Origin of the sequence: Limnohabitans sp. Rim8 (assembly GCF_945901735.1) — a bacterium.
Classification (GTDB): domain Bacteria; phylum Pseudomonadota; class Gammaproteobacteria; order Burkholderiales; family Burkholderiaceae_C; genus Limnohabitans_A.
Window position 1 is genome coordinate 133,189 of sequence record NZ_CAMDLM010000003.1, and the last position, 16,774, is coordinate 149,962.

Genomic DNA, 16,774 nt, shown 5'->3' on the forward strand with positions numbered 1-16,774 from the left:
GGCGGGCGGGCTCAAATCGCCTGCGGGTCCACGTCCACCAGCCAGCGGATCACGCCTTTGTGTTCGGGCTGGCTGCGCACTTGGTGCAACACGGCGTGCAGGTGCCACAACACTTTTTGCAGCGCCATGCGGCTGGGGCTTTCCAGCAGCATCTGGGCGCGCTCTACATCCGCCACACGCTGCATGCTCATGGGCACGGCGGGGTACACACGCACTTGCAGCACCCAATTCGCCGTGGACGGGTCGGCGCTCAGCTGGGCTTCCAGGGCTTCGCGGGCGGCGGTCAGCAGCGCTTGGGCGGCTTCTTGGGTTCGGGCGTCGGCGCGCAGCAGGGCCTGGTGGCTGATGGGCGGCAGATCGGCGGCGGTGCGCTCGGCCAATTCGCTGGCGGCAAAGGCCGGGTAGTCGTGTTTTTTGAGCGCCTCAAACAGCGCGTGCTGGGGGTGAAAGGTTTGCACCCACATTTCGCTGGTGGCACTTTGTGCGGCGTCACGTCCGGCGCGGCCTGCGGCTTGCATGAGCAGCGCAAACAGCCGCTCGGGCGCTCGGAAGTCACTCGAGAACAGGGCCGTGTCGGGGTTGACGGCAGCCACCAGCGTGATGCGCCGAAAGTCATGCCCTTTGGCAATCATTTGTGTGCCGACCAACACGTCCACTTCGCCCGAGTGCACTTGGGCCAGCTGGCTTTCCAGTGCGCCTTTCAAGCGGGTGCTGTCGGCGTCGATGCGGGCGATGCGCACCGGGGTGCCGTCAGGGCGCAAGACGTGCGCCAACAACTCGCCCAGGTGTTCCTCCAGCTGTTCGGTGCCGCGGCCAATGGGCGCGATGTCGGCGTTGCCGCATTCGGGGCAGGCCCGGGGCACGCGCTCGGTCAGTCCGCAGTGGTGGCAGCGCAGGGTGCGGTCGATTTTGTGGAACACGCGAAATGCGCTGCAGTGCTTGCACTCGCTTTTCCAGCCGCAGTCGGCGCAGTGCAGCACGGGCGCATAGCCCCGGCGGTTGAGCAGCAGCATGCATTGCTCGCCGCGTTCTACCCGCTCTTGGATGGCCGCCACCAAAGGGGTGGACAGCACGGCGCGGCGCGGTTGTTTGTTCATGTCCACGCGCCGCACTTTGGGCAAAAGAGCTGTGCCAATGCGCGAGGGCATCAGCAGGCGTTGGTAACGACCGCCTGGGTCTTCGGCATCAGCCGGGCGGCTGTGGTGCCAGCTTTCCAGCGAAGGCGTGGCCGAGGCCAGCAGCACCGGGGCGTTGTGCAGCCTACCCCGGTACACCGCCAAGTCTCGCGCCGAATAGCGTGCGCCCTCTTGCTGTTTGTAGCTGGGGTCGTGTTCTTCATCGACCACAATCAGTTTCAGCTGAGCCATGGAGGCAAAAATGGCCATGCGTGTGCCCAGCACGATGCGGGCGTGGCCTGCATGGGCGGCCAGCCAGCCTTTCAGGCGCTGGGCAGGCGTCATGCCGCTGTGCATGGAGACCACCGCTTCGCTGCCAAAACGCGCTCGCACCCGCTCTTCGAGCTGGGGCGTGAGGTTGATCTCCGGCACCATGAGCAAAGCCTGGGCTTGTGGGTCGGTGGCCAGCATGCGTTCGACGGCTTGCAAATACACCTCGGTTTTGCCGCTGCCGGTGCTGCCAAACAGCAAGAAGGGCCCGGTGCCGCTGGCCATTTGCGCCAGCACGGTGCCTTGCTCTTTAGAAAGGGCGGGGCCGGGCGAGGTTTGCACGGCACGGTCGGCGCTCTGTTTTTTCAGGCGTCGCGCCAGTTGCTCGGATGTCAAGTCGCGCAACTGGGGCGGCAGCGCCGCCAAGGCCACCTCGCCCAAAGAGCGCTGGTAATATTGGGCCGAAAATTGCACCAGTTGCCGCCATGCGCTGTCCAGCGGGGCCAGGCCTTCGAGCACGCCCAGCACGTCGCGCACTGCCGATTCGGGCATGTCCGCCGGTGCTGCATCGCGCAGCGCCCAGACCACACCCAGCACGTCTCGCTTGCCCAAGGGCACGCGCACCAGTTGTCCCAACTGCACCCCAAATGGGCTGCGGTAAGTCAACAGCCCCCCTACGGGGCTGTGGGCCGGGGTCTGGACGGCAACATCGATCCAGTGGTGTGCGCTCACATTGTTTCCGATGTTGGTTTGTGAATTTGTCAGTATTGAAAGTTAGCTGAATTCTTGAAAGAGGGGCTAAGTCCTTGATTTCAAAGAGCTTTGGGGTTGATCCAGAAAATCTGTGGATAACTTTGTTGAAAACTCTGTCGGGATGCCCGGGAAGCCTTGAAAATCAAGCCTTCCATCAAAATGCCCATCCAATGTGCAGGAAATAAAGTTCAATAAAATCAACGACTTGCGCGAGGGGGTTGGGACCGCTTGTGTTGCTGTGCAGCAAAACGATGGGTCTTCAGGTGCTGTTTACTTTTGTGCATAAGTCAAGCATCCAGCAGCTTTTATTTTGTAAAAAAAAGTGTTTGTGCGCTTGATTTTTATGCTAGCAGGCAACAGGTACCAGCCCGCTGCGCTCACTTTTGGCGCAGGGCCTTCGAATGGCTGTGCACCGCCTCGACCAGCGCCGTCACATGCTCAGGCGGGGTGTACTGGCTGATGCCATGGCCCAAGTTGAAGATGTGCGTGGGGCCTGTGGTGCTGCGGTCGGTGTGCGGCGTGCCAAAGCTGTCCAGTACCCGGTGCACCTCGGTGGCGATCTGCGCAGGCGGCGCAAACAAGATGTTCGGGTCGATGTTGCCTTGCAGCGCTTTGCCGGGGCCGCCGACTTCGCCGCCCACCAGGGCGCGTGCTCGGCCCAGGTTCATGGTCCAGTCCAGGCCCAGCACATCGCAGTTCAGGCCCGCCATCTCGGGCAGCCACAAGCCACCACCTTTGGTGAAGACGATGCTGGGGATGCGCTGGCCGTTGTGCTCGGTTTTGAGCTGGCCCAGCACGCGGGCCGTGTAGGCCAGGCTGAACTGTTGGAATGCCCCATCGGCCAGCACGCCGCCCCAGCTGTCAAACACCATGACCGCTTGGGCACCAGCTTCGATTTGGGTGTTCAGGTACAGGGCCACCGCGTCGGCGTTGATGGCCAAAATGCGGTGCATCAGGTCCGGGCGGCTGTACATCAGGGTTTTGACGTGGCGGTAGTCGTCCGAGCCCGCGCCCTCGACCATGTAACACGCCAGCGTCCAGGGACTGCCGGAAAAGCCGATGAGGGGCACGCGGCCGTTCAGCGCCTTGCGAATCGACGTGACCGCGTCGAACACGTAGCGCAGCTTGTTCATGTCGGGCACGGCCAGCTCGGCCACGGCGGCCTCATCACGCACGTTTTTGGCAAAGCGGGGGCCTTCGCCCAAAGCGAAGCTCAGGCCCAAGCCCATGGCGTCGGGAACGGTGAGGATGTCGCTGAACAGGATGGACGCGTCAAGCGGGTAACGGTCGAGGGGCTGCAGGGTGACTTCGGTGGCGTAGTCGACATTGGTGGCCAGGCCCATGAAGCTGCCGGCTTTGGCGCGGGTGTCGCGGTACTCGGGCAGGTAGCGCCCGGCTTGGCGCATGAGCCAGACGGGGGTGTGGTCAGTGGCTTGGCGCAGGCAGGCGCGCAAGAAGCTGTCGTTTTGGAGGGGGGCAAAAGAAGTGCTCATGTCCGCCATTGTCGCAGGCTGCAAGGACGTATCACTGTCCGGCGGGCGTCAAAGAGGGAAGTGAAGGGCGGGCGTTCAACGCCCAGAGCTCAGGGCCTGCAGCGCCGCTTGCACTTCGGCCACGCTGGGCAGTTCGGACAGCAGCACGGGCGCACGGCCCGGCGCGTACAAGGCATACACCGGCACGCCGCTGCGGCCCAATGCCGTGAGCGCCAGGGTGATGGCGGGGTCGCGGCGGGTCCAGTCGGCACGCATCAGCACCACTTGGCGGGCTGCAAAGTCGGCCAGCAGCTTGGCATCGGCGAAGGTGGTTTTTTTGTTGTACTGGCAGCTCACGCACCAGGCCGCGGTGAAGTCCACGAACACTGGGCGACCGGCGCTCAGTTGGCTTTGCACTTGCGCCTCTGACCAGGCTTGCCAAATGGGCAGTCCGGTGGCGTTTTTCTCGCTGGTGCTGCTGGCCGATGTGGCTGAAGGTGCCGCTGCAGGGGCTTCACGCAAAGCCAAAGGCAGCCAGCTGCTGCCCAGCCACAGCAAAGTGGCCAGGGCCAGGCTGCTCATAACCCAGCGCGTGCGGCCTGTCAGGCCCAGGGCCCAAGCCAGCCATGCCACCGTGAGCAGCAAAGCCAGCAAACCGCTGGCCCCGTCGATGCCGGTTTGCTGACCCAGCACCCATAGCAACCAAATGACGGTGGCAAACATGGGGAAGGCCATGGCTTGGCGGAAAGTCAGCATCCAGGCCCCAGGGCGCGGCAGGGCGCGCGCGATGCCTGGCCACCCGCTGGCCGCCAAATACGGCAAGGCCATGCCCACGCCCATGGCGGCAAAGACCAGGAGCGCCTGCCACACAGGCAGCGCAATCGCCAAGCCCAGCGACGCGCCCATGAAGGGCGCGGTGCAGGGCGAAGCCACGGCCACGGCCAACACACCTGACAAACCGGCGTTCACGGTCGGGTGGCGGCTTTGCAAAGACGCGAGGCGACTGGGCAGCATGTTCCCGAATTCAAACACGCCCGCCAGGTTCAGGCCCAGCACGGTGAACAACAGCGCCAGAGCCGCCACCACGATCGGTGACTGCAGTTGAAAGCCCCAACCAAGCTGCTCGCCAGCGGCACGCAAGGCCAGCATTAGGCCGCCCAGCAACATGAACGACAGCACCACACCCACGGTGTAGGCCATCCCGGCGGCGCGGTGTTGGGCTTGAGTGGCACCGGCCTTTGCAAAGCCCAGCACCTTGATGGCCAGCACCGGAAACACGCAGGGCATCAGGTTGAGCAGCAAGCCGCCCACCAGCGCCCCCAAAATGGCCAAGGTCAGGCCCAAAGCCGCGGTGCTGGAGGCCGCTGGTTTTTGCACAGCGCGAGCATTCTCAGCCAAGGCCTTGGCCAGAGCGGGCGAGATCTCGGCAGGCGCGGCTTGTGCCAGTGGGGGCCAAGAGCCTTGCACGGGTGTGTTCAGCTCAAAAGCAGGGGCCAGGGGCGCAGACTCCGGCCCCGTTGCGATGACCCAACGCAGGGTTTGGGGGCTGTCGCCGCGTTCTTCAGACACCGGGATTTGCGCCTGCCAGACCGCGCCTTGCCAGTTTTGCGTCCAGCCTTTGCCCTGCACGGCCGCGTTGTGCACCACGCTGGCGGTGATCGGGATAGCGCTGAGCATTTGGCCACGCCAGCTGACGGGCAGGCCATGCACCTGCAAGCTCAGTTGCCGGCCATCGTCCGACACCGTGGTCTGGCCGCCGGTGATCCAGGAGCCGCCTTGCTTGAGCTGAGGCAGCGGCTGGGGGCTGAGTTTTTGGGCCGCTTCGAACCTTGCCGCGTGCGGTGTTTGCGGCGCGGCAGAGGCCAGGCTCAGGCTCATGCGGCCTTCTTGCGGGATGCATTCTTGGCGGCACACCAGCCAATCGGCTTGCAATGGAAGGCTCAGTGGCCCCGTGTCCGGGAAGCGGAAGTCGGCTGCCACCGTTACGGGCACCGTCAGCAGCACACGGCCTTCGTAGCCATAGTTGGCCAAGCTGCCAATCCGGAATTTTTTGGGCAAAGGCCAAGCGATCGCGCCGGCTTGCAAGCCTGCAGGCAGCTGCCACTGCAACTGGGTGGGCAAGCCCGAGTCGCCCGGGTTTTGCCAATAGGTGTGCCAATGGGGTTGGTGCTCGATCTGCAGGCCCAGCCAAAAGGTTTGCCCGGCCTGGATGCCTTGGGGGGCGTGCACCTGCAACTCGGCCCGCACCTGCGCGGTGTTGATTACATGGGTGGAACTGCTCAGCAAGGCGTGGGTGGCTGAATTGCTGGCGCTCGATTGAGAGGAAAACAGGGCGCCGGTTTGCGCCAGGCTGGGCACGCACGCCCACAACAGCGCGCACAAGCCCAACCCACGCACCCCAATCTGAACCGTGGCCCAACCACGCGAGAACACGGAAACTTTCACGCCAATCCTTCTTTGTGGCCCCGAACACCTGAAGCGGAACCTTCTGCGAAAGGCACTGTACACGGCCGCGCTCCATTAAGATGCCCAACATGCAAAACCCTTCGCGATTTTGGGCCGACTGGACCACCCTCGATTTTCAGGCGCTGGCGCATGCACGGACGATGGCCGTGCTGCCCGTGGCCGCCACCGAGCAGCATGGCCCGCACCTGCCGCTGTCGGTGGACACCGATTTGGTCCATGGCGTGGTCTCGGCTTGCTTGCCGCACTTGCCAGCCGACTTATCCGTCCTGTTTTTGCCCACCCAGGCGGTGGGGCTGAGCCCCGAGCACGCCCGTTTTGCTGGCACCCTGACGCTCAGGGCCGAAACTGTGATCCGTTTGTGGACCGACATTGGCGAGTCGGTGGCGGCCAGTGGCGTGAAAAAACTGGTGCTTTTGAACGCCCATGGCGGTCAGGTCAGCGTGATGGACATCGTGGCGCGTGACCTGCGGGCCCGCTTGGGCATGCTGGTGTACAGCGTGAGTTGGTTCAATTTGCCGCTGCGCGATGCACAGGGGGGCGACGTGAATGCGCTGTTCCCGCCCGAAGAGCACCGCTTTGGCGTGCACGCGGGCGACACCGAAACCTCGATGATGCTGGCGCTGCGCCCGGACACCGTGCGCATGGATCGAGCGCAGAACTTTCGGTCCACCTCGCAAGACCGTGCTGCGCGTTTTGAGATTTTGGGCAACGGCAAAAGCGCCAAACTGGGCTGGCAAATGCAGGACTACAACCGCCATGGCGCGGCGGGCAATGCGGCTGCCGCCACGGCGGCCAAAGGCCGAGCTTTGTTGGATGCTTCGGGCCGGGCGCTGGCGCAGTTGTTGATTGAGCTCGACCAATTGCCCCCCGATACGCTCAACGACCAGGTGGGCTAAGCCCCGGCGGGCTGGGGTTCAGAAGCGGGGCAGCACCAGCTCGCAGTGTTCGCGGCTGACGTTTTTGGGGTATTCGCGGGTCGTGTCGATGCAGCCGCCTTGCCCATACACCCCCTTGGGGTCGCGCATGCGCAGCATGCGTTCGAGCACGTGGGCTCTCGCCTCGGGATTGGCCTGGGTTTGCGCCACCAGGCGTTCCACCACCGTCTCGTCCATCTGAAGCTCGCCTTGCGTGTCGGTGCAGACGCCGTCCTTCCAGTGGAAGATTTCGATGGCTTTGGATTCGAGGGTGAAGGGCGTTTCCCGTTTCCAGAAGTTGCTGAACAAGCCGCCGCCCATGTACATGACCCAGGAGCCCTCGTAGCCGGTGACGTCGGAGGAGCGCTCGTCGGGGTTGCGAAACCAAAGCCGGTCGCCTGGCACATAAAAGCGGGCAGGCAAGGGGGCTTCCATGCTGCCGTACTCGACCAGAAACACCTCGTGAAATTGGCCCGAGCGCACCGCGTGACGTTCGTTCAATTGCTGCAACTCGGCCAGCAAGGCCGGGTTGTGCGCCTGCAACTCTTGCGCGATGCCGAGCAAGATCACGTATTCGGTGGCGCGGTAGCACGAGAAGTCGTACAGCTTGCCGGTGGCCTCGGGCTGCGTGGCGGCGATCAGGGCTTGAATCAGGGGGCGACCTGGCTTGAGGATGAAGCCGGGGTCTTCTTCGTAGTGCCAATCGGCCTCGGGGCGCTCGGCCGCTTCGGTTTTGAAGGCCAGCGCGGTCAAGCGGGCGGCCATGGCCATGTTGCGACGCACCCGCACATGGGATTTCAAAGCCGCCAAGTTGGCAAACCGAAATCGGTGGGGTGAACCCAAAAGGGCCACCCAAATTTCGCGCTCCAGTGCCCAAGCCGCATCGGCGTGTGGGCCGTCCCCTAGGGTGCGGTGCAGGTTCAGGCTGTCGTGCCCGGGCATGTGGTGTTGTTGGAATTCGGGCTGCAAGCGGGCCACCCAGGCCACCGTGCCGTCTTCGAGGGGCTCAAGCAAGGCTTGAACCGCCGACTGAAGGCCCCATTCCCGCAGGTCCGCGCTCAGTTGGGCTGCCAGGCGATCGGCCTGATCGGCGGGTGTGCGGGTGAGCTCAACGCCGCCTTCCAGCGTCCGAAGGGCGAGCCTGGCGGGCGAACAATTCATGCCGCCCATTTTGCCCGTGCAATTGCAAGGTTTTCCCTAGGGATTACACCCAATTTTTGTAGGGAAATGGAGGGTTTCAGGCGAAGGTGACCCAGTCCTTGTACGCGTCGCTGTCCAGGTGCGGCAAGGTGTTGTAGGTCAGCAGCATGTGCCGCTTGGGGTTGAACACAAACTCGGTCAGCGCCGTGTTGCGGATGCGCAGGTTCAACTCGATGGTGGTTTCTGGGGGGGTGCCCAACACCCGGCCCACGGCTGTGGAGATGGGGCCGCCGCTGGAGACGATCATCACGTCACCCGAATGGTTTTGCCGCACATGGTCGAGCGCGGCTTCGATGCCGCCCACAAAGTCGGCGTAGCTGGTCATGCCGCGCGGTTGGGTGCGCCCGGCCATCCAGGCCTGCAGGGCATCGCGCAGCAAACGAAAGTGGTGGCGGTACAGCTCGGGCGTGTCGGGCTTGGCCAACGGCTTAGGGTAGATGGATTCGATCAGCGCGTGGCTGTCGTATTCGTTCAGGCCCGGCCAGACGGCCGGTGTGTGCGGCAGGCCCGCGCCTTCTGCAATGCCTTCCCAGGTTTGGCGGTGGCGCTTCAAGCTGCCCATCATCACGGCCTCGATGGGTTGGCCCTGCAGTTTGGGCCGCAGGTATTCACCCAAGCGCACGGCCTGCTGGCGGCCCAGCGGGCTGAGTTGATCGTAGTCATCGGCCCCAAAAGAGGCTTGTCCGTGGCGGACCAGATAGAGAGTTCCCATGGACGTCTATTGTGGTGGTGGACGTGCGCTGGTTTTGTCCCAAGAGCGACCTGGCTTTTCTGGTTTGGAGTGGGTCAGCCATTGGCGTCAGGGTTGACGCGCTGGCTGAGTTTCCATGGCGTCAAAGAGCCGGGTCCTGCGGCCTTCAGGTGCGGTTTTGCAGCACCTGGCACAAGGTGCTGGCGTCCACATTGCCACCGCACAAGGTGGTGCCCACCACTTGCCCGCGCAGTTGTTCGCGTTCGGACCACGCGGCTGCAAAACTGGCAGCGCCTGCACCTTCGGCCAGGTTGTGGGTGTCGGTGTACAGGTCGCGCATGGCTTGGGCCACCTGTGCATCGCTGACCTGAACCACGCGGTCCAATCCAGCCTGCAAAATGGCCAGCGCTTGGGGGTCGGCACGGCGCACCGCCATGCCATCGGCCAGCACGGTGCTGACCGGGGCTTCGACCACGCAGTTTGCCGCCATCGAGTCGAGGTACGTGGTGGCGTGTGCGCTGACCACGCCCACCACCTTGACAGGGTGGTCAAGCGCTTGCTTGGCCGCCAATGCGGCGCAGGCACCCGAGCCGAGGCCAATCGGTACATAAAGCACATCGAGCGCTGGGACAGCCTGAAAAAATTCGAGCCAACCAGTCGCCACGCCGAGCACCAAGGCTGGGTGGTAGCTGGGCACCATGTGCGCACCGCTTGCCTGTGCCAGGCTCAGAGCGTGTTCGCGGGCGGCCTGGAAGTCATGACCCTGTTCGATGAGCTGCGCACCCAGCGCCCGCATGGCGGCATTCTTTTCTGCGGAGTTGCCCAGTGGGACCACGATGGTGCAGGCCACGCCGTGGCGTGCTGCCGCATAAGCGATGCTCTGGCCATGGTTGCCCCGGGTGGCGCTGATTACTTTGGAGGGCATCTGGCCTGAGCGGGCCAGGTGTTCAAAGTAAGTCAAACCACCGCGCACCTTGAAGGCGCCCACGGGGGTGTGGTTTTCATGCTTGACCCAGCAGTCGGTGCCTAGCCGCTGGCTCAGGGTGGTCCACCGGTACTGGGGTGTGGGGCCAAAGGCCGCGTAGATCGTTGGCGTGGCTGCTTGGATTTGGGCCAGTGTGGGCAGATCGGTGTGCATGGTGGCTCCGGTAGTTCAAGGTTTGGGTTCAGGAGTCACAGACTGACGCTGCCTTGGATGCAGCCAACCACATCGCCACCCACCCAGACTTGGCCTTGCGGGTCTTGCGACAGAAACACTTGACCTGCGCGCCCCAGAATCGTGCCCTGGCGGGCGCTGTAGCCGGCAGGCATGTGGCCGTCGGCCATCAGCCATTGCGCTAGCGATGCGTTCAGGCTGCCCGTGACCGGGTCTTCGGTGATGCCCACGGGAGCGGCGAAGGCACGCACTTCCAAGTCGGTCGGGTCATTGGCGATGCGGGTGTTGGACGCCGTGAACGCCCGCGCTTCGCGGTTGGCGCGGCGGATCAGGCCATGGGCCTCGGTGGCGTCGGGCATTTGCCGCTTGGCCGCTACGCCGACTTTGGTGCCCAGCTTTTTCAAAGCCACATGATCAGGCTCCAGGGCCAGCACCGTGCCCACACCATGGACCAGCAGGCCCAGCCAGTGTGGGCCGTTGTTCAGGTGCTGGGCGGCCATGACTTCTGACGCATCCAGACCCAAAGCCGCCAGCACAGGGGCCAGGTCTTCAGAGGAGATGTCCGAGCGCTTCAAGGGTGGCGCAGCAAAAGCCCAGCGCTCACCCAACTGCTTCAAAGTCACCAGGCCAACGCCGCATTCCTGCACCAGTAGGCTGCTTTGTCGAGGCTTGTTGCCCGCCTTCAGCCAGGCGTGGGCCGTGCCCAGCGTGGGGTGACCTGCAAAAGGCAGCTCAGCCTCAGGCGTGAAAATGCGCACCCGGTAATCGGCACCGCCCGCAAAACCTTCGGGCGTGGGCGGCAGCACAAAGGTGGTTTCGCTCAGCTGCGTCCAGGCGGCAAAGGTCTGCATTTGCGCATCGCTCAGACCTGTGCCATCGAGCACCACGGCCAGCGGGTTGCCCAGAAAGGCGGTGTCGGTGAAGACGTCGACTTGTTGGAAGGGGCGGGAGGTCATCATTCAGAAGTCTTTCAAGATAAGGCCAAATCCAGCACGCCTGCAGCGCCGGGATGCTGGCGCATTTGGGCATACCAACGTTCCAGATGTGGCCAGCTGGGGCGGCTTTGGGGAAGACCCCACCAACGGTGGACTTCACATGCCAGGGGAATGTCGGCCATGCTCAGCTGATCTCCAGCCATGAACGGGCGGTGTTGCAATTGTTCATTGAGCAACGCGAACAGGGGTTCGGTGGCCTCGACCGATTGCGCAATGAGGTGGTGGTTTCGTTGCGTTTCGGGTGTTCGAATCCATTGAACAAACGCAACGCCGCTGGCCCGATTGAGCGTGGTTTGTTGCCAATCCATCCATTGCTCCGCCATAAAACGGGTGTGCAAGTCTGAAGGGCAGAGCCGACCTTCCCGTGCGCACAGGTAGCGCACGATCACGTTGGATTCCCAAAGGGTGTACGGCCCATCTTCGATGGCCGGCACCATGGCGTTGGGGTTAAGCGCCAAGTAGTCAGGGGTGTTCACCACCCCAAAGCTCAATCCAGCATCCATGCGCACAAAGGGGATGTCCAGCATCTGCGCGCAAAGAACGACCTTGCGAACATTGATGGAGCTGATTCGTCCCCAAATTTTGAGCATGTTTAAGCCTTGAGCATGGACTCGCGGATCGCCGCAGCCAGCGCGGCCATACCGGTGTTGATCTGGTCGACGGTGGCGGTCACAAACGACAGGCGCAAGTTGTTTTCGCTAGCACCTTCGGCGTAAAACGCCGAGCCGGGCACAAAGGCCACGCCTTTTTCGACCGCTTTGTCCAGAAGGGGAACGGCTTTGAGGCCCTGGGGCAGTTGCACCCACAGGAACATGCCGCCCACCGGGCGGTTCCAGGCGAGGCCCAGCCCCGCCATTTCGCGGTCCAGCGCGGCCAGCATCGCTTCGCACTGCTGTTTGTAGAGGGCGCGGATGGTGGGCACGTGGCGTTCGATGAAGCCGTCTTTGAGCACTTCGGCCACCACGCGCTGGTTGAAGCTGGGCGTGTGCAGGTCGGCCGCTTGTTTCGCTTGCAGCAGTTTGGGGTAGAGCGCTTTGGGGGCGACCAGATAGCCCAGGCGCAGGCCGGGTGCCAGAATTTTGGAAAAAGAGCCCAGGTAAACGCTGCCTTCGGGGTGGCGTGCGCTGAGCGAGGGAGCGGGGGGTGCGTCAAACCACAGGTCGCCGTAGGGGTTGTCTTCGATGATCGGCAAGCCACATTCGACAGCCACCTGCGCCACGGCGGCGCGGCGCTCTTCGGTCATGGTGCGTCCGGTGGGGTTCTGGAAGTTGGGCAGCAGGTAGACAAAGCGGGCTTTGTCCGTACCCGTGCCCACTTTGGAACGCAAGTCGGTGGCATCCACGCCGTGGTCGTCGCTGTTCACACCCACGGCGATGGGCTCCATCGGGGTAAAGGCTTGCAGTGCGCCCAAGTAGGTGGGGGTTTCGACCAAGATGCGGCTGCCCGCGTCGATCAGGATTTTGGCCACCAGGTCCAGGCCTTGTTGGCTGCCGGTGGTGATCAGCACCTGGTCGGGGCTGACTTTCATGCCTTGCTTGAGCAGGTCTTGCGCGACCCATTCGCGCAGGGGCGCATAGCCTTCGCTGGCGGCGTATTGCAAGGCGGCTTTGCCGTTATCCCTCAGCACGCGTTCGCTGGCTTCGCGCATGGCGTCGATCGGAAAAGTCAGCGGCGAGGGCAGGCCGCCCGCAAAACTGATGATGCCGGGCTTTTCGGTGACCTTGAGGATCTCGCAGATCACCGAGGGGTTCATTTTTTCGGCGCGTCGGGCCATTTGCCAGTGCATGGGGTGCTCCTTTATGGTTTGTTCAGTTGGTTTTTCAGTTCGACTTTGGGGTGTTGGCCATGCGCCGCCCCATGAAAACCGTGGCCACCACCAGCAGGGCAAAACCCAGGGTCATGGCATCGAGTGATTCTCCCAGCAAAGGCATGGCCGCCAGAATGCTGATGAAAGGTTGCAGCAGTTGCAGTTGGCTCACCCGCAGCGGGCCACCCAGCGACAGGCCGCGAAACCAGGCAAAAAACCCCGCCCACATGGAGAACACGCCCACGTACAGCAGGGCCAGCCACGAGATGGGCGCTATGGTTTGCTCGGGCCAGGTGAGCCAGGCTCCGGGCAGCGTGAGGGGCAACGCCATCACACAAACCCAGCTGATGACTTTCTCCGCGCCCATGCTGGCCGTGACTTTGGCTCCGGCCACATAGCCCAGCGAGGCAGCCACCACGGCACCCACCAGCAGCATGTCGGCCCAGGTCAGGCCAAAGCCGTGACCCATTTGTGCAGCTCTTAGCACGCTGTAAACCGCGACCAGGGCGCTGCCCAAAGCGGCAAAGACCCAAAACCCCAGGCGTGCGCGTTGCTGCATCAGCCAGGCCGCCGCCGCGGCTGTGGCCAGTGGCAGCAAGGCGGTGATGACCGCGGCATGGCTGGCCGTGACGTGCCTCAGCGCCCATCCCAGCAGCAAGGGGTAACCGATCACGTTGCCAGCCAGCGACAAATACAACGGCCCACGTTGCGCAGCCAAGGGCCAAGGCGCGCGAACCGCCACAAGGTACACGAGCGACAGGCCACCGGCCAGCGCGGCGCGTGCCCAGGTCACAAACCAGGGCGACATTTGCGGTGCGTCCACCGTGCCCGTGGCCAAGCGCGTCATGGGCAAGGTGAGTCCAAAAAAGACGACACCCAAGAGGCCAAGCCACATGCCTAGGTTTTCGCGTTGTTGGGGGGTGTTGTTCATGCGGGGGTCAGCCTGCGCTGTGGCGCAAGCCGTTCAGAATCCACAAGACTGTGGCCACCAGCGCCAAAGCCATGCAGCGGTTGAACATCAGCAAACGGCGACCGTGCGCCAGCCAGTGCCGCAGCATCGAGCCCGCCACTGCGTAGGTCAGGTTGCTCACGAAACCATAGGCCACCATGATGGGCAGCAGCAGCAGTGTGCGGGCCGTGGCGTCTTCACGTCCAGCTACCCAGCCCGCCACGATGGCGAGGGCCAGCATCCAGGCTTTGATGTTCAAAAACTGAAGGCCAACGCCTTGCACAAAGCCCACTTGCAGCTTGGCGCTGTCGGCCTGCTGCAAACTGCCGCTGTGCCACAAGCGTGAGGCCAGCCACAGCAAATAACCGGTGCCCAGCGTCACGATGCCCCAGCGCAAAGGCGGGAAGGCCACCACCAGCCCACCCAGCCCCGTGGCGCACAGGGCAAACAAAATGCCCCATCCGACCGGCACCGCGCACACAAAGCGCATGGCCCGGCGCAGGCCATGGTTGGCGGCCATGGCGGTCGACAAGGTGGTGTTCGGCCCGGGCGTGAAGCTGCTCACAGTGACCAGCACCAACAGGGCGCTGAGTTCAGAAGAGGTCATGGCTTTGAATGTCGCATGAAATGAGGCCTTGTGGGTACTTCAGGCGTGCGGTTCAACGTGCCGACAGAGTTTCCCAGCGCTCCATGGCGGCCAGCAGCTGGTCGTCGATTTCCGTGTCGCGGCGGAACAGTTGTTGCGCCAGGCCGGGATCGCGCTGGTAAACACTGCCATCGGACAGTTGCGCTCGCACGTTGGTTTGCTCTTTTTCCAAGCTCTCTATCTTTGTAGGCAGCTCTGCCAGCTCGCGCTGTTCTTTGTAGCTGAGCTTGCTGCGGGTTGGCGTGCTTGCTGCAGGGACGGCTGCTGCTGGGCTGGAACTTGCGGCTGGGGCAGCCTGAGGTGGGGTGCCGCTGCGTTGTGCCGCTTGAGCCCGAATGGCCTGAGCGCGTTTGGATTGGACCAGCCAGTCTTGCACCGAGCCCTCGTATTCGCGCCAAAAACCAGGCTGGTCCGGGGCGCTTTCGCAGGCAATGATGCCCGTGACCACGTTGTCCATGAAGGCACGGTCGTGGCTGACCAGGAACACCGTGCCCTCGTAAGTTTGCAGCAACTCTTCCAGCAACTCCAGGGTTTCGATGTCCAGATCGTTGGTCGGTTCGTCCAACACCAGCACGTTGGCTGGGCGGACAAACAAGCGCGCCAACAGCAGGCGGTTGCGCTCGCCTCCTGACAAAGAGCGCACTGGCGATGTGCCGCGTGCGGGCGAGAATAAAAAATCGCCCAAGTAGCTCTTTACATGCTGGCGTTTGTTGCCAATCTCAATCCATTCGCTGCCGGGGCTGATGAAGTCTTCCAGTGTGGCGTCCAGGTCCAGTGCATCGCGCATTTGGTCGAAATAGGCCACTTCGAGCTTGGTGCCTCGACGTACTTGACCGCTGTCCGCTTCGAGCTCGCCCAGAATCAATTTGAGAAGGGTGGTTTTGCCTGCGCCGTTCGGGCCCAGCAAGCCGATCTTGTCGCCGCGCAGCAAGGTGCCGGTAAATTTTTGAATGACTGTGCGCACACTGCCGTCCGGCTGGGGGAAGCTTTTGGTCACGTCGGTCAGCTCGGCCACCAGTTTGCCACTCGGAACGCCTGAGGCCACTTCCATCTTCACGTTGCCCACCTTTTCACGGCGTGCTGCACGTTCACCGCGCAGATTTTGCAGCCGCGTGATCCGGCTTTGGCTGCGGGTGCGGCGCGCTTCGACGCCTTTGCGGATCCAGATCTCTTCTTGGGCCAACAACTTGTCGGCTTTGGCCTGGATCACGGATTCTTGAGCGAGTTGCTCTTCTTTTTGCACTTGGTAGGCGGCGTAGTTGCCCGGGTAAGGGCGCAGCTTGCCGCGGTCCAACTCCACAATGCGGGTAGCGATGCGGTCCAAAAACGCGCGGTCGTGCGTGATGGCGATCACGCTGCCTTTGAAGTCAATCAGCAGATCTTCCAGCCAGGTGATGGCGTTCAGATCCAGGTGGTTGGTGGGCTCGTCCAATAAGAGGACATCAGGGCGGGTCACCAAAGCTTGCGCCAGGGCCACACGCTTGCGCATCCCCCCGGACAGCGATTGCACGACTGCATTGGGATCGAGTTGCAGGCGTTGCAGGGTTTCGTCCAGCCGTTGCTCCCAGCCCCAGCCATCGCGCGATTCGATTTGTCCCTGCAAAGTGTCCAGGTCGCCCCGGCTGTGGGTGTAATCGTCGATCCATTGCACCACTTCGGCCAAGCCTTCGCGCACAGACTCAAAAATGGTGTGCTCAGCCATCAAGATGGGCTCCTGAGCCACGTACGCAATGCGAACGCCTTGCTGTACATGCAAGTGACCGTCGTCTGGGCGCTCCATGCCCGCCAGGATCTTGAGTAAGGACGATTTGCCAGTGCCGTTGCGACCAATCAAGCCGATCCGCTCTGACGTCTCCAAAGAGAAGTCGGCGTGATCGAGGAGTGCGACGTGGCCAAAAGCCAGAGACGCGTTCAGAAGTGTGAGTAATGCCATGAGCCCATTATCCGGGGGTCGGCTAGGAAAATTTGCCGAAAAAATCAAAAAGATGGTTGAAGAGCAAAAAACTGTGTCACAATAGAGGGCTTCGCTGCATATAAAGCAGCTTTCGCAAGAAAGCCAAACCAAGCAGCGAAGAGGTTTTTGAAAAGATCGTCAGGATCGAAAAAAATTTCAAAAACTTGACTCGGTCTAAATAACTGTGTCATAATTTAAGGCTTCGCTGATCGCAGCGTAGCAAGATAAGGTGATGAAAGTTGCCTAGGTTCTTTAAAAATATACAGCCGATAAGCGTGGGCGTTTGATGGTGATTGCCAAGTTCTTCGGAACTTAGCTTTAATTAGCTAACAAACGCTCATGAAATAAAAAAGATGTGGAAATCAGAGATGGTGACCACGTCGATT

Annotated in this window: 13 protein-coding genes; 1 reads left to right on the plus strand and 12 read right to left on the minus strand. The window is 62.5% G+C overall.

Going from position 1 to position 16,774, the window contains the following annotated elements:
* Window positions 1-11 precede the first annotated feature (11 nt).
* The 3 genes from priA to Q0O99_RS02970 form a co-directional block, all read right to left on the minus strand.
* Complete coding sequence (gene priA / locus Q0O99_RS02960) at window positions 12-2,117, minus strand: primosomal protein N' (RefSeq protein ID WP_293748384.1); 2,106 nt, start codon at window positions 2,115-2,117, stop codon at window positions 12-14.
* Between the two features lie 398 nt (window positions 2,118-2,515).
* A complete protein-coding gene (gene hemE / locus Q0O99_RS02965) occupies window positions 2,516-3,631 on the minus strand; it encodes a uroporphyrinogen decarboxylase (RefSeq protein ID WP_293748386.1) in 1,116 nt (371 codons plus the stop codon).
* Between the two features lie 75 nt (window positions 3,632-3,706).
* On the minus strand, window positions 3,707-6,055 hold the full coding sequence (locus tag Q0O99_RS02970; protein ID WP_293748388.1) for a thioredoxin family protein: 2,349 nt from the start codon (window positions 6,053-6,055) through the stop codon (window positions 3,707-3,709).
* 89 nt (window positions 6,056-6,144) lie between these two features.
* Here Q0O99_RS02970 and Q0O99_RS02975 point away from each other — a divergent pair, with 89 nt between their 5' ends.
* Window positions 6,145-6,972, plus strand: coding sequence for a creatininase family protein (locus Q0O99_RS02975; protein WP_293748390.1), 828 nt, complete (start codon window positions 6,145-6,147; stop codon window positions 6,970-6,972).
* 18 nt (window positions 6,973-6,990) lie between these two features.
* On the opposite strand, the gene Q0O99_RS02980 is transcribed toward Q0O99_RS02975, so the two are convergent.
* From Q0O99_RS02980 to Q0O99_RS03020, 9 genes are all read right to left on the minus strand, one after another.
* Complete coding sequence (locus Q0O99_RS02980; protein WP_293748392.1) at window positions 6,991-8,151, minus strand: hypothetical protein; 1,161 nt, start codon at window positions 8,149-8,151, stop codon at window positions 6,991-6,993.
* A 76-nt stretch (window positions 8,152-8,227) separates the two neighbouring features.
* Window positions 8,228-8,902 carry a histidine phosphatase family protein gene (locus Q0O99_RS02985; protein ID WP_293748394.1) on the minus strand — a complete coding sequence of 225 codons (675 nt, stop codon included), beginning with the start codon at window positions 8,900-8,902 and terminating at the stop codon, window positions 8,228-8,230.
* A gap of 145 nt (window positions 8,903-9,047) precedes the next feature.
* Window positions 9,048-10,019: a threonine dehydratase gene (locus tag Q0O99_RS02990; RefSeq protein WP_293748396.1), complete on the minus strand. Its 972-nt coding sequence runs from the start codon at window positions 10,017-10,019 to the stop codon at window positions 9,048-9,050.
* A gap of 35 nt (window positions 10,020-10,054) precedes the next feature.
* Complete coding sequence (locus Q0O99_RS02995; RefSeq protein ID WP_293748418.1) at window positions 10,055-10,993, minus strand: PhzF family phenazine biosynthesis protein; 939 nt, start codon at window positions 10,991-10,993, stop codon at window positions 10,055-10,057.
* A 14-nt stretch (window positions 10,994-11,007) separates the two neighbouring features.
* A complete protein-coding gene (locus tag Q0O99_RS03000; RefSeq protein ID WP_293748398.1) occupies window positions 11,008-11,622 on the minus strand; it encodes a glutathione S-transferase in 615 nt (204 codons plus the stop codon).
* Between the two features lie 2 nt (window positions 11,623-11,624).
* The gene (locus tag Q0O99_RS03005) at window positions 11,625-12,818 is read right to left on the minus strand and encodes a PLP-dependent aminotransferase family protein (protein WP_293748400.1); all 1,194 of its coding nucleotides are present in this window, start codon (window positions 12,816-12,818) and stop codon (window positions 11,625-11,627) included.
* A gap of 34 nt (window positions 12,819-12,852) precedes the next feature.
* Entirely contained in the window at window positions 12,853-13,770 is a 918-nt protein-coding gene (locus Q0O99_RS03010) for a DMT family transporter (RefSeq protein WP_293748402.1), read from the minus strand.
* A 7-nt stretch (window positions 13,771-13,777) separates the two neighbouring features.
* On the minus strand, window positions 13,778-14,395 hold the full coding sequence (locus Q0O99_RS03015) for a LysE family translocator (protein ID WP_293748404.1): 618 nt from the start codon (window positions 14,393-14,395) through the stop codon (window positions 13,778-13,780).
* Between the two features lie 52 nt (window positions 14,396-14,447).
* Window positions 14,448-16,367: an ATP-binding cassette domain-containing protein gene (locus Q0O99_RS03020; RefSeq protein WP_293748406.1), complete on the minus strand. Its 1,920-nt coding sequence runs from the start codon at window positions 16,365-16,367 to the stop codon at window positions 14,448-14,450.
* Between the last annotated feature and the right edge of the window lie 407 nt (window positions 16,368-16,774).

Excerpts from the sequence above, each read along its gene's own strand:
- hemE (WP_293748386.1), bottom strand. The coding sequence starts at position 3,631 with ATGAGCACTTCTTTTGCCCCCCTCCAAAACGACAGCTTCTTGCGCGCC.
- Q0O99_RS02975 (WP_293748390.1), top strand. The coding sequence starts at position 6,145 with ATGCAAAACCCTTCGCGATTTTGGGCCGACTGGACCACCCTCGATTTT.
- Q0O99_RS02980 (WP_293748392.1), bottom strand. The coding sequence starts at position 8,151 with ATGAATTGTTCGCCCGCCAGGCTCGCCCTTCGGACGCTGGAAGGCGGC.
- Q0O99_RS02985 (WP_293748394.1), bottom strand. The coding sequence starts at position 8,902 with ATGGGAACTCTCTATCTGGTCCGCCACGGACAAGCCTCTTTTGGGGCC.
- Q0O99_RS02990 (WP_293748396.1), bottom strand. The coding sequence starts at position 10,019 with ATGCACACCGATCTGCCCACACTGGCCCAAATCCAAGCAGCCACGCCA.
- Q0O99_RS02995 (WP_293748418.1), bottom strand. The coding sequence starts at position 10,993 with ATGACCTCCCGCCCCTTCCAACAAGTCGACGTCTTCACCGACACCGCC.
- Q0O99_RS03000 (WP_293748398.1), bottom strand. The coding sequence starts at position 11,622 with ATGCTCAAAATTTGGGGACGAATCAGCTCCATCAATGTTCGCAAGGTC.
- Q0O99_RS03005 (WP_293748400.1), bottom strand. The coding sequence starts at position 12,818 with ATGCACTGGCAAATGGCCCGACGCGCCGAAAAAATGAACCCCTCGGTG.
- Q0O99_RS03010 (WP_293748402.1), bottom strand. The coding sequence starts at position 13,770 with ATGAACAACACCCCCCAACAACGCGAAAACCTAGGCATGTGGCTTGGC.
- Q0O99_RS03015 (WP_293748404.1), bottom strand. The coding sequence starts at position 14,395 with ATGACCTCTTCTGAACTCAGCGCCCTGTTGGTGCTGGTCACTGTGAGC.
- Q0O99_RS03020 (WP_293748406.1), bottom strand. The coding sequence starts at position 16,367 with ATGGCATTACTCACACTTCTGAACGCGTCTCTGGCTTTTGGCCACGTC.